The organism is Paraprevotella sp. (genome assembly GCF_986071375.1).
Map to the genome: position 1 here is coordinate 131,342 of NZ_CFQRNQ010000009.1, position 12,960 is coordinate 144,301.

Here is a 12,960-nt window from a genome sequence, read left to right on the forward strand (position 1 = left end):
TTGTTGGAGTTTCAGTATTTTTGAAGCCGTATAAAACCAACTTTAAAAAAATAAGTGTATGAAGAAGATTTTACTTTTATTGTGCTTGTTCTTAGGCATGCAGACTTATGCCCAAGACGAGGTGAGAGAGTTGACTACGGTGATAAAGGTCACCCCGTCGTCTTCCGAGCGTTTCGACGTGGCGCAGTTGCAACTTGAACTCAACGGGCAGGGGATGCCTGAGAATGGGTTTGTCTGGGATGCAACTTCCAGTAGTTTCAAGGGCAAGTTGTCTTACAATCCTTACGAGGATAACTTCATCCGACTTTACATGCCGGACCAGTCGATTTCTTACGAAGGGCCGATAGTTTTTGATTTCGGCAACCCGGAAATTACGACGGTGGAAGTGAATGCGGATTTCTCTCCTTATCATTATGTGAGTTTCACGTCAGGCAGCCCGGAGGATTATACTGTGACTTTGGATTATTTGGGCTTGTCTGACGGGTCGGCTTCCGGACAATCTATGCCCGGAGTGGTTACGCAAAGGATGGATGACGGTGAATTTCTGCGTGCGGAAGAGTACAGTTATGAACTGTCTGCGTTTACGCCCGAGGGAATCAGCGTAGCTGTGAAAAACGGAAAAGTGACCGTAGAGGATGAAGATGTAGCCGTGGTTACGCCAGAAAAATTGGATGATATGACGTTGGTTACCTTTCAGGTCAAAGATGCTGAAGGGAAGCCGGCCGAAGCCGAGGTCATTCTTCTCCAAGCGAATTTAGATTTGTCTACCGATGAACAAGGTAGCGTGCAGGGATATCTTCAGCCCGGTACATATTACTATTATCCGGAGATGGAGGGCAACTATTTGGCTTCGCCTGCAACGGATTTTGCTACTTTTACGGCTTCAGGGAACACTACCACAGTGGATTATTCCTTCCAAGACAAAGGGTATAAACCCGTGACGTTCCGTATGGAGGGCGATGTACACTCCGGAAGTTTGACGATTTCTCCCGTCGGCATGGAGTATGATGAGTTTTATGTGAATAATATAGACTTCCCTTATACCGTTTACATGGTAGATGGTTTGTATAAGTATGGAGTGCAACCTGCTTACAATCCCCCAATGTATTTCGAAGCAGAACACGGGCTTGTGAATACGGCAGAGAGCCGTGACGTGGTTTGCGCTTTCCATTCCTCCGATTATGGGACGATGCGTTTCAAGTTGAAAGGGGCGGAAGAAGGTCATTATTATGGTATCCATGTAAGGCGTGGGAAAGACGGTTGGTCTACCGGCTTCAATCAGATTGACGGGGAAGATGGCTTTTCCGGTATGTGGGTGGCAGAGTTGGGTTTGAAAACCGGATCATACACTTACGCGTTGGAAAGGCAGGATTATGCCACGCAGCAAGTAGACTTCCTGACACTCGGTTCGTTTGATATGGAGGAACAGCAGGAAGTTGAGATAGATTTGTCAAAGGTGGAGAGTGTGCCGGTTGAAGTCTCCGTGGCGAATTTGCCGGATTTCATGGAAGGGCGGTCGTTTACGTGCGAGGTGAGTACGCCACGGGGTGAAAATTTGTGGCAGTTCCGTCTTGAACGCGGGGAAACAACGTTTCAGACCCGTTTACCGGAAGGGGAATATGTTTTCAACTGGACCAGTTATTCCTCTTATTCGGGAGTAGACAACGTAGAGTTTGATTATGTGGTACATGAGAATATTGGAGGCGTATCGGACAAAGTGGTGTTGGATTTCAGTCGGCTGTCGTATGCTCGTGTGAATACCGTTGTGCCCGACGGGTTGGAGGCGGATTATGGCAATGTGTTAAGCAAGGGAGATTTCATCACGGACATGGACTTCGAGGGTAGCGGGACAACTTATGTCATACTCGCTCCCGGACAGTATGAAATGCAGGCCGTTGGCTCGAATTATGAAGGGTTTGACATGCATATATCCGATTTGAAGCCTGTGACATTGGAAGCAGGCCATTTGACCGACGTGGTGCTCAATATAGACCGCAAGCAGGAGGGTATCTTGGTTGAACTGGAAGTGGAGGACGTGAAAGGACACAATCTGGCCGGGGCTACCGTGACGCTGAATGGTGAAGTGTACCGGACGAATGCTTCCGGGTATCTGACTTTGGCCGACGTGCGCGGTGACGAAATCCGCATGAAAGTGGAAGCCGAGGGCTACCTGCCTTTTGAAAAGGTGTATGCCGTAAACGATGTCTATCGTTATATCGGTGGAACCTATATGACAGTGGTGCTTGAGCCCAAGGGTGGTTCTTCTGTTTCTGCTGTGGAGACCGATGGTCTGTTGACTGTGGAACGTACGGTTGTGGATGGTCGTATTGTCATTTCCAACGCCACGGATAAAGTCTGGAACGTGCGTTTGGTCTCATTGTCGGGAGCTGTCGTGGCACAGGACGAAGCGCCGACCGGGACAACTGAATTGCAAGCGGGGCACTTGCGTAAGGGTATGTATCTCTTGAATTTGTATCGCGACGGAATACAGAAGACCATCAAGGTCATCAAGAAATAAAAACTTCCGGCGCACTTGCAGAAGCAGGTGCGCCGGAAGTTCTTTAAAATAGAAAGCTTATCGTTGTTTTAACAGCTTTTCTATTTCATCCATTTTGGATTTGAATGCCTTGTCTACGTGCAGCCGGTCTTCGACTACGCTGCAGGAATGCAATACCGTGGCGTGTGTGCGTTTTCCAATCAGCGAACCGATGCGGGCCAATGAAAGATTGGTATGTTTTTGAGCCAAGTACATGGCTATTTGCCGTACCTGTGCCACCGGTTGCTTACGGCATTTGGTGAACACATCTTCCTGCTTGACATTGAAGTATCCGCAAACTTTGTCGAGAATGAAATCTATGGTCACAGGTTTGTTTTCCACTTTTACCGCACGTTTGAGGATTTGTTCTGCCAGAGGCAAGTCTATATCTCGGTTCCATACGACGGAGTAAGCCATGAGAGAATTGACTATACCTTCCAACTCACGTACGCTGTCGTTCACGTTTTCCGAGACGAAGTCGATGACTTCTTCCGGTATTTTCAGGCCGTCCTGCCGGATTTTGTTTTCCAGGATATCATGGCGAAGCTGTTGGTTCGGCTTCTCCAATTCGGCTAATAATCCCCATTTGAAACGGGTCAGCAACCGTTCTTCCATGCCTTGCAAGGCTGTGGGCGGTCGGTCGGACGTCAGGATGAGCTGTCGTCCGTTCTGGTGTAAATGATTGAATATGTGGAAGAACGTGTTCTGAGTCTTGGTCAGGCTAGCAAATTCCTGCACATCGTCGATAATCAGTACGTCGATGGTTTGGTAGAAGTTGATGAAGTCGTTTACGGTATTTTTCCGTACGGAATCCGTGTATTGCACCTGAAAAAGGTGGGCGGAAACGTACAACACACGCTTTGTCGGGTGAAGTTCTTTGATCTTGGCCCCGATGGCGTTTACCAAATGAGTCTTTCCCACACCGGAAGCTCCGTAGATAAACAAAGGATTGAATGTGGATTGTTTCGGATGTTCGGCTATGGCCTGCCCTACGGAGCGGGGCAGTTTGTTGCTTACTCCTTCGATGAAGTTTTCAAAACTGTAGTTCCGGTTCAACTGAGGATCCAAATCCTGAGGCATGGGAGCCTGTAACGGACTGGGTGCCCTGTTGCTACCCGTTGCCTGTATCTTGGCACGGGGCGTCAAAGGCTGTGTGTTGACCGGCTCGATGTCTACGGTCAAATGATGGGTCTGATCTACCATCAGGCTGTATTTCAACTGCGTTCCTTCTCCGAAAACTCGTCGTACTACGGAGAATATCAGCCGGCCGAAATGTTCCGACAAGAATTCATAGAAATACTGGCTCGGCAAGCCGAATGTCAGTACTTGCTTCTCGAAAGAGATGATCTGAATCGGTTTAAACCATGTCCTGTATTGTTTCTCGTCTACGTTATTGCGAATGATGGGCAGACAACGTTCCCATAACGATTGCGCTGAACCTTCCATTAGATTTTGTGTTTATCCGATGAACTTCCTATATACTTCTACGCTGCAAATTTCGCAATATTCCGCGATAAAAACAAGCCTTTGGCTAAGGACGGGAAGCAGAAGGCGTTTTAATTCCCTTGCAGTCAGAATGATAAAAAATAAAAAAATAAAATTGTGCTTTTTGCTTGTTTTTCTCTAAGTGTTTGTCTTGCCGAAAGATAGGTTTTCAGGGAGTGGTCGGGAGGGAAAATACAAAGCCGGACACCTTGGTCGGGTATCCGGCTTTACAAGCCTTGCAGCCTCTGTTTTTTCGAAGTTAGTTCTTACGTCCGAAAAGCGAGAAGTGTACATAGCGTTTCGGATTTTCTTTCAAGTCTATAAGCAGGTTGTTGGCACTGCCCGCCGTATGAGTCAGATTGTTGTACAAAGCACTGTCGTTCAGCAGTAGTCCCAACGTATTGTCTTTGCGGTTCATCTTCTCGGTCATGAGCTGCACGTAGCCCAATGTCGTATCTACCTTGCTTAAGGTGGCTTGCAGGTCCAGTTCATTCATGTGGTCGGTCAGGGTAATGACATTGTCGCCTATCCGGTTCATCTTGTCTGTCAGTTTTGGCATATCGTTACGTAACAAACCGTTCAGTTGCCGACTGCTTTCGTTAAGGTTGGCCGTAATGCTTTGGGCGTTTTCCATAATGTTTGGCAAGTTGGGGTTGGCTGCCAACGTATTCAGTGTGGTCAGCAGTGTGTCCACTTTGCCCATGATTTGTTCCACTTGCGGGACGATGTCGGCAGCTTTGTCCATCAGCCCCTTGGTGTCGTCTCCCTGAATGGTGTCGCCCGGAGCGTAGTGTCCGTCTTCAGGATTGCCCAGTAAAAGGTTCAGGTTACAGCCGCCTAACATTTCCGTAACCAATGTGCCTTTTGTGCCCTTAGGCAGGCACATGTTTTCGTCCACACTGATTTCCACCAATACATGGCCCGGCTGTTGGTAATTGTAAAGTATGTCGCGTACCGTACCTATTTTATATCCGTTGGCTAACACAGGACCGGACTTGGCCAATCCCTTGATGTCCGAAAATTCTATATAATAGGAATTGCTGGACTTGAACAGGTTAATGCCTTTCAAGAAATTGAGTCCGATAAAGAGTGCAGCGATAGCCACAGCACCGGTTAAGCCGATTTTAACCTCTTTCGTAAAGTATTTCATAAGTTTTTCAACGTTTATTTGTTCTTTTTATATTCGGAGATAGCTTCAGAGAGTTCCATCTTCCGGCCGTTTTTAAAGGCCACGATAAAAGCCCCTTTGAAATCTTCTTTTATTTTATTGCGTATTTTGATAGCTTCCTGATAGTCGGTGGTTGCCCCGTACGTGTACTTATAATAAGCTCCCTCTTTATAGAAATCTATCGGAGACAGGTTTTTAAAGCGGGAACTGCCTGTGGGAATCTGCCGGGTGGAAGCCTGGATTTGTATCTTGAATACAGGCCGGGAGTCCGTTGCCGGTTGTTCCTGCTTTTTCTCCTCTGGTCCGGAAGTTGAAGGCTTATCACTGTTTTGGGTCAATAAATCGATATCACTTTCGGGGGCATCCGTTACAGCGCTTTCTACGGCCTGCATTTCGTTTCCTTCAGCCTGTCGCGCATCCTTTTCCGCTCCCGTTGTTTTTCCTTTCGTATGCTGCTTCTTATAAGAAAGGAAAGCGTTATAAATGCTTTGGCTCATTTTACGGATACCGTTTTGTGAGTTGAGGAAAGCCTCTTCGTCGTGTGTGGAGATATAGCCCAATTCAATCAATACGCTTGGCATGCTGGTTTCCCGCAAAACAAGGAAGCCCGCTTGGTGTACGCCTTTGTCTGGCCGTCCGCCGGTTGTCCTGAATTCCTTTTGGATTTGTTTGGCAAAATCTACGCTTTGGGCCATGTATTTGTCCTGCATCAGTTCGAAAATGATGTAGCTTTCCGAAGATTTCGGATCGAAGCCTTGGTAACGTTCTTTATAATTGTCCTCCACTAAAATAACGGCATTTTCCCGTTTGGCCACTTCCAGGTTCTCGTCGGCACGGGCCATACCCAACGTGTAGGTTTCGGCTCCCCGGCCTATCGCTTTGCCCGGCAAGGAATTCGTATGTATGGATACGAATAGGTCGGCGTTTGCCCGGTTGGCAATTTCCGCCCGTCGTCCTAACGGAATGAATACATCTGTCTTCCGGGTGTAAATCACTTTTACGTCCGGACAATTTTCCTCCACCAATTTGCCGAAAGCTTTTGCTACAGACAGGTTGATGTTTTTCTCGCGGGAGAAACGGCCTATGGCACCGGGATCTTTCCCGCCGTGTCCTGCGTCGATGACCAACGTGAAACGGTCGGTTCCGGTCGGTGCGGCCGAAGCATATAAGAATTGGGTCTCTCCGACGTATGCCAAAAGAAACAAGAAGAGGAGCTTTATCGTTTTTATCGTCTTTTTTAGTTCCATTTTGTTATAGAGATAGGGATAGTCCAATGCAATTCGGTGCTTCTTAAAGTACGGACTGTCGCCTATCTTGTGCAAATATAATAGATTTTCAGGTAAGGGACGACTTGTTTTCATGCTTTTCTGTAAGGCATCCCAGAGATTTTAATAGATTTTATCAGTCTGCCGGTCGCGTGTCTCCTTTCTTTTCGCTATATTCGCACCGTCATTAACTGAAGGCTCATGAAAAATAATCTGAGGAAAACTTGTTTATGTATTTCGGCCCTGTGCATGGCCGGGGCCGTATGGCCGGTTGCCATGCAGGAGGAAGATGCCGTTTCCGCCTGTGTAACCGGGAGGCCGGAAATGAAGTCATCTCTTTCTACCACCGGGGAACGTTTGGGACGGGGAACCGTAGCTGTCAGGTTATCACCCGATACGGTCATGGTGGGTTGGCGTTATTTGTCTTCCGATTCGGTCCGTACGGTGTTTAATGTGTACCGTGACGGTCTGTTGGTTACCCCAAAACCAGTGTCTGTTTCCACGCAGTTTTACGATTATAACCCGTCCTGGGGAAAATCGGTATATGAGGTACGTCCGGTGGTGGACGGCCGGGAAGAACCCTCGTCCGGCGGCAAATGGACGCTTCCGGCCAATGCCCCGTGCGGTTATCTGGACATCCCGTTGCAGCAGCCGGAGCCGCAGACTATGCCCGGCGGCGAGGTTTGCACCTATACGGCCAACGATGCGTCCGTCGGTGATTTGGACGGTGACGGGGATTTCGAGATAGTGCTGAAGTGGGAGCCTTCCAATGCCAAAGACAACTCCCACAGCGGTTTTACCGGAACCGTGTTTTTGGACGCTTACAAGTTGGACGGTACTCGCCTATGGCGCATCGACTTGGGGCGCAACATCCGTGCGGGGGCGCATTACACCCAGTTCATGGTGTACGACCTCGATGGCGACGGACGGGCTGAAGTCACGGCCAAGACTGCGGACGGCACGGTGGACGGCCGGGGGCATACGATAGGCGACCCCTCGGCAGACTACCGGGTGGGGGCGCAAGAACCGGTGGAAGGCCGGAAGGGGTATGTCGCTTCGGGTCCGGAGTTCCTGACCGTGTTCGACGGGAAGACGGGCGCGGCCTTGCAAACGGTGGACTATATCCCTCCGCGCGGACGGTTGGAAGACTGGGGCGACAATTATGCCAACCGCAGCGAGCGGTATCTGGCGGCTGTGGCCTACTTGGACGGGAGGCATCCGAGCGTAGTGATGTGCCGGGGGTATTATACGCGTACTGTGTTGGCGGCTTTTGATTGGGATGGCAAGCGGTTGGCGTCGCGTTGGGTGTTCGATACGGATTCCGCCCGTTGGGCTTCGTACGCAGGGCAGGGAAACCATAACCTGCGTGTGGCCGACGTGGACGGTGACGGTTGTGACGAAATCACGTACGGCTCGTGTGCGATAGACCATGACGGGACGGGGCTGTACAATACCGGTTTCGGCCATGGCGACGCCTTGCATCTCACGGCTTTCGACCCCTCGTCTGGTTGCTTGCAAGTGTGGGACTGCCATGAGAACAAGCGCGACGGGAGCGATTTCCGCGATGCTGCGACCGGAAAGGTCATCTTTCAACTCCCGGCTGCCAAAGACGTGGGGCGTTGCATGGCGGCGGACATCGACCCTACGAATTACGGATTGGAGATGTGGTCGTCGGCTTCCGGGGGCATACGGAATATAAAAGGAGAAGTGGTTTGTGCCGCACCTAAAGGGTTGCCGATGAACATGGCTGTGTGGTGGGACGGCGATTTGCTGCGCGAGATGTTGGACCATGAAACGGTGAGCAAGTACGACTGGGAGGCACAGGCTTGCCGTCCGTTGGCTACGTTCGACGGATGCAGTTTCAACAACGGGTCGAAAAGCAATCCTTGCTTGCAGGGCGACATTTTGGGCGACTGGCGCGAAGAGGTCGTGGTGCGTACGGCGGACAATACGGCTTTGCGCGTATATGTGTCCCCGCTTCCCACTCCTTACCGTTTCTATACGTTCTTGGAGGATCGGCCTTACCGGCTCAGTATCGTGACGGAAAACGTGGCCTACAACCAACCCACACAGCCCGGCTTCTATTTCGGTGCGGAATTAGAACGGAGTGGCAAGCTTTTCCGGGGGTATCAGTTTGGAAAATGAGAATATGGAAAATTATATGAACTAAAAATGAAAAAACAATGAAGAAAAACTTTTTGGCGGCTATTTTGTTAGCCGGAATGATGTCTGTGGGCGGAACAGTCTGGGCTGTGGGCGGAGCGGACGCTGCTCCTTTGGCGGCAGTCATGGCTGCGGCAGCGCAGCAGGATGAAAAGACCGTCACCAGTCCCGACGGTATGACCTTCCTCAAAGTAGGACTGAAAGACGGACGCGCATATTATAAGGTAGGATATTATGCAAATGGAAAAGAAGGACGGAAAGAAGTGACGATGTTGGAGGAGTCTCCCTTGGGTCTGGTGACGAACTTTGCCGATTTCAGCCGCGACTTGGTATGGGTGAAAGAACAGGCCGGTACGCGCGACATCCGTTACGACCTGGAGCGCAGCAAGGCGAGTCGGGTGGACAAGAAGGCCAATACCTTTACCGTGAGTCTTGCCAATGCCAAGAAACAGGAGATGGAAGTGGAATTTGTGGTGGAAGACCACAATGTGGCTTTCCGTTATTTCCTGCCCAAACAGGGCGGAACGGGCAGTGTGCGCGTGATGAACGAAACCACCGGGTTCCGTTTTCCCGGCAAGACCACGACTTTCCTGACACCGCAAAGCGATGCCATGATAGGTTGGAAGCGGACGAAGCCCAGCTACGAAGAGGAGTATAAGGCCGACGCACCGATGGGGACGCCTTCACAGTACGGCCATGGTTATACCTTCCCCGGATTGTTCCGTGTGGGGGAAGACGGTTGGGTACTTGTGAGCGAAACGGGCGTGGACAGCCGCTATTGCGGATCCCGCCTGAGCGACGCGCAGGACGGCCTGTACACCGTGGCTTTCCCGATGCCGGAAGAGAACAACGGTAACGGCACGCCGGAACCGGCTTTCGCTTTGCCTGGCCATACGCCTTGGCGTACGCTCACGGTGTCCCGTGACTTGGCTCCCATCGTGGAGACCACGGTGGTTTGGGACGTGGTGGAGCCCCGTTTCACCACGGAACATAAATATAAGTACGGGCGCGGCACGTGGAGTTGGATTCTCTGGCAAGACAACAGTATCAACTACGACGACCAGGTGCGTTATGTAGACATGGCTTCTGCCATGGGCTATGAATATACCCTGATAGACAACTGGTGGGACAACAATATCGGCCATAAGCGGATGGAAGACCTCATCAAGTACGCGCAAGGCAAAGGCGTGGACATTTTCTTGTGGTACAGTTCCAGCGGTTACTGGAACGACATCGAACAAGGTCCGATTAACATCATGTGCGACCCCATCACGCGCAAGAAGGAGATGCGTTGGATGCAACAGCAAGGCGTGAAGGGCATCAAGGTGGACTTCTTCGGCGGCGACAAGCAGGAGACGATGCGTTTGTACGAAGCCATCCTGAGCGATGCCGACGACCACGGGCTGATGGTCATCTTCCATGGCTGTACGTTGCCGCGCGGTTGGGAGCGCATGTATCCCAACTATGTGGGCAGCGAGGCCGTGCTGGCATCCGAGAACCTGATTTTCAACCAACATTTCTGCGACAACGAGGCTTTCAATGCCACGCTGCACCCGTTCATCCGCAACTCGGTGGGCTGCATGGAGTTCGGTGGCACCTTCCTCAACAAGCGGCTGAACCGGGGTAACGACGGTGGAACGACCCGTGTCACCACCGACATATTCCAGTTGGCTACGGCCGTGGCTTTCCAGAACCCTATCCAGAATTTTGCGTTGGCACCGAACAACCTGACGGATGTGCCGGCTTTCGAGATAGGCTTCATGAAAGAAGTTCCTACGGTGTGGGACGAAGTGAAGTTCATCGACGGTTATCCCGGACGCTACGTCGTGTTGGCGCGTCGCCACGGACAGGATTGGTATGTGGCAGCCTTGAATGCAGGAAAGGAGGCTTTGAAACTGACTGTGGAATTGCCTATGTTGGCCGGTACGGCAGTGTCTTATTACCACGACGGCAAGGATGGAAAAACTCCACAGGCAGAAGAGGCCAAGGTGGCTAAGAACGGAAAATTCAAGCTGACATTGGCAGCCCAGGGTGGTGCCGTGCTGAAAGGTAAGGCTCTGTAAGGTTTTATGCCCGTTCGTGGTGTGTCTGAAAAATGCCTTCAGGTGCTCATACTTCTTGTCCCATAACGTGTTAAGGTGAATGTTTTACATTTGTTAACTCTTTCAGGTGTCCGTTTGAAAGCCAGTCCATGTTGAAAGGACGGTGAAAGGCAGGTGAAGGGTATTGCGATGCAAGTTCACCTTAATTCGTTGGAATACAATGGGTATGAACAGGTGAAGGCTTTTTTCTTGTTTTTGTTTCATGGGGGTGTGACAGTAGTTGCACACTTGTAAATCGTTTGGCGCAGAACGGAAAGAAGTTCTCAGCCGAACGATTTTTCGTTCTGCGGAAAGAATGGGAGCCGTTGCCGGAGGTTGCAAGGTCAATCCCTTCTCTTCTTCCCGTGTGTCTTATTTGACTGTTTTATGTGTGGCTTTTGAAAAAATAAAACTGATTTATGGTTAAAATCAAGATGCCCGTTTCGTGCGCTGCGTGAAGAAATAATCACTCGAAACAACCATATACCACGCCCGGAACTCACATCGCTGCGAGTTTCGGGCGTGATTTTTTGGGGGCGGGAGGATGTAGGCTATATCAATATTATGCCGGCTTCTTTGCACTCTTGGCGCATTTCCTCAGGCCAGATACTCGACTGGGTTTCTCCCACATGTGCCTTGTGGAGCAACACCATGCACAGGCGGCTTTGCCCGATGCCGCCACCGATGGACTGGGGGAGGGTACCGTCGAGCAAGCGGCGGTGGAAGTACAGTTTTTTACGGTCTTCCTTTCCGCTCAGTTGTAATTGTCTGAGCAGGGTTTCTTTGTCTACACGGATGCCCATGGAGGAAAGTTCGATGGCGCGGCCCAATATGGGATACCAGATGAGCAGGTCTCCGTTCAGTCCGGCCAAGCCGCTGCGTTCGTCTATTGTGGAGTAGTCGTCATAATCCGGGGCACGTAGGTCGTGTTCCTTTCCGTCTTCCAATTTTCCGCCGATACCGATGATGAATACGGCACCGTATTCCCGGCAGATGGCATCCTCGCGCTCTTTCGGGGTAAGGTCGGGATAACGTTGCCTGAGCTCTTCGGCATGTATGAAATGTATGTCTTCCGGTAGGAATGCTTTCAACTGGGGATAGGTCTCGCAAATAAAGAATTCCGTGCGCAGGATGGCATTGTAAATGCGGTTGACGATTTTTTTCAGGTATTCCGTGTTGCGGCTGTGGGGCGGCATGACGCGTTCCCAGTCCCATTGGTCTACGTAAAGCGAATGCAGGTTGTCCATTTCTTCGTCTGCACGGATGGCGTTCATGTCGGTGATGATGCCGTATCCCGGTTCCACTTTATACTCAGCCAATGTGACCCGTTTCCATTTGGCCAAAGAGTGGACCACTTCCGCTTGGGCCTCGTTCATGTCTTTGATGGGGAAAGTGACGGGACGCTCCACTCCGTTCAGGTCATCATTCATTCCTAACCCTTTGAGTACGAATAAGGGAGCAGTCACCCTGCGTAAACGCAGTTCGGTGGATATACTGCTCAGGAAGAAGTCTTTTATTTTCTTAATGGCAATTTCAGTCTGCTGCAAATCCAACAGCGCATGATAGTTTTCCGGTTTGATTAAATGACTCATTGCTTTATGACGTTTATTGATTTCTTTCAGAATGTTCTGCAAAGATAGCGTATTTTTGTTAACTTGGAAGTGTATAACGTGTTTTTTGTGTCTATATGATAATTTTTATTTTGCGGATTAATTTTTTGAAATAGTTTGGTGCGTCTTTGTTTTTTTCTTAATTTTGCATCGTTTTTAAGGCTCCGTAGCTTAGCTGTATAGAGCGTCAGATTCCGGTTCTGAAGGTCGAGGGTTAGAATCCCTCCGGGGTCACGAGAAAAATCCCTAAGTATATAATTAATAAATACTTAGGGATTTTTGTTTGTAAATTTTGCCTACGTTCTGCCTACCAACTCGAATAATCCACCTTTTTGGGCATTTCAATAGAGGGATTGGTTATTCTTTCAGATGACCGTTCTCGTCAAACTCAAATAGAGGAAATCTCCTTTAAATAGGAGGGGAATTGCCATGAAAAAACGGATGGCCAAACCGCCACCCGTGCAAGATTGGGCCACCATGACCCACACAGTGAAAGGTAGGCCAACCTTGTATCAATGGAGATATGAGTTTTTATGAATATAGCAAAATAGTTATGTTTTTATTTGGTGATTTGTAGCAAAAACGCTATATTTGCAATGTCTTAATAAATAAACGGTCTTTTACATTATGAAGTACAATCAGTTTTTTGCGG

7 protein-coding genes and 1 tRNA gene are annotated in these 12,960 nt (G+C 49.8%); 4 read left to right on the forward strand and 4 right to left on the reverse strand.

Going from position 1 to position 12,960, the window contains the following annotated elements; genetic code table 11:
* Positions 1-58: 58 nt before the first annotated feature.
* On the forward strand, positions 59-2,518 hold the full coding sequence (locus AC5RDV_RS06720) for a T9SS type A sorting domain-containing protein (protein WP_282748358.1): 2,460 nt from the start codon (positions 59-61) through the stop codon (positions 2,516-2,518).
* Positions 2,519-2,575: 57 nt separating this feature from the next.
* On the opposite strand, the gene dnaA is transcribed toward AC5RDV_RS06720, so the two are convergent.
* The 3 genes from dnaA to AC5RDV_RS06735 form a co-directional block, all read right to left on the reverse strand.
* The gene (gene dnaA, locus AC5RDV_RS06725) at positions 2,576-3,982 is read right to left on the reverse strand and encodes a chromosomal replication initiator protein DnaA (protein WP_282748357.1); all 1,407 of its coding nucleotides are present in this window, start codon (positions 3,980-3,982) and stop codon (positions 2,576-2,578) included.
* A gap of 298 nt (positions 3,983-4,280) precedes the next feature.
* Positions 4,281-5,171 carry an MlaD family protein gene (locus AC5RDV_RS06730; RefSeq protein ID WP_008625625.1) on the reverse strand — a complete coding sequence of 297 codons (891 nt, stop codon included), beginning with the start codon at positions 5,169-5,171 and terminating at the stop codon, positions 4,281-4,283.
* Between the two features lie 14 nt (positions 5,172-5,185).
* Positions 5,186-6,436, reverse strand: coding sequence for an N-acetylmuramoyl-L-alanine amidase family protein (locus tag AC5RDV_RS06735; protein WP_282748356.1), 1,251 nt, complete (start codon positions 6,434-6,436; stop codon positions 5,186-5,188).
* A gap of 342 nt (positions 6,437-6,778) precedes the next feature.
* Here AC5RDV_RS06735 and AC5RDV_RS06740 point away from each other — a divergent pair, with 342 nt between their 5' ends.
* Positions 6,779-8,599: a rhamnogalacturonan lyase gene (locus AC5RDV_RS06740; RefSeq protein ID WP_428388898.1), complete on the forward strand. Its 1,821-nt coding sequence runs from the start codon at positions 6,779-6,781 to the stop codon at positions 8,597-8,599.
* 80 nt (positions 8,600-8,679) lie between these two features.
* Complete coding sequence (locus AC5RDV_RS06745) at positions 8,680-10,680, forward strand: glycoside hydrolase family 97 protein (RefSeq protein ID WP_428388895.1); 2,001 nt, start codon at positions 8,680-8,682, stop codon at positions 10,678-10,680.
* A 569-nt stretch (positions 10,681-11,249) separates the two neighbouring features.
* On the opposite strand, the gene asnA is transcribed toward AC5RDV_RS06745, so the two are convergent.
* The gene (gene asnA, locus AC5RDV_RS06750; RefSeq protein ID WP_130893367.1) at positions 11,250-12,290 is read right to left on the reverse strand and encodes an aspartate--ammonia ligase; all 1,041 of its coding nucleotides are present in this window, start codon (positions 12,288-12,290) and stop codon (positions 11,250-11,252) included.
* 178 nt (positions 12,291-12,468) lie between these two features.
* Here asnA and AC5RDV_RS06755 point away from each other — a divergent pair.
* Positions 12,469-12,542: transfer RNA gene (locus tag AC5RDV_RS06755), tRNA-Arg, on the forward strand.
* The last annotated feature ends 418 nt before the right edge of the window (positions 12,543-12,960 follow it).

Excerpts from the sequence above, each read along its gene's own strand:
- AC5RDV_RS06720 (WP_282748358.1), top strand. The coding sequence starts at position 59 with ATGAAGAAGATTTTACTTTTATTGTGCTTGTTCTTAGGCATGCAGACT.
- dnaA (WP_282748357.1), bottom strand. The coding sequence starts at position 3,982 with ATGGAAGGTTCAGCGCAATCGTTATGGGAACGTTGTCTGCCCATCATT.
- AC5RDV_RS06730 (WP_008625625.1), bottom strand. The coding sequence starts at position 5,171 with ATGAAATACTTTACGAAAGAGGTTAAAATCGGCTTAACCGGTGCTGTG.
- AC5RDV_RS06735 (WP_282748356.1), bottom strand. The coding sequence starts at position 6,436 with ATGGAACTAAAAAAGACGATAAAAACGATAAAGCTCCTCTTCTTGTTT.
- AC5RDV_RS06740 (WP_428388898.1), top strand. The coding sequence starts at position 6,779 with ATGAAGTCATCTCTTTCTACCACCGGGGAACGTTTGGGACGGGGAACC.
- AC5RDV_RS06745 (WP_428388895.1), top strand. The coding sequence starts at position 8,680 with ATGTCTGTGGGCGGAACAGTCTGGGCTGTGGGCGGAGCGGACGCTGCT.
- asnA (WP_130893367.1), bottom strand. The coding sequence starts at position 12,290 with ATGAGTCATTTAATCAAACCGGAAAACTATCATGCGCTGTTGGATTTG.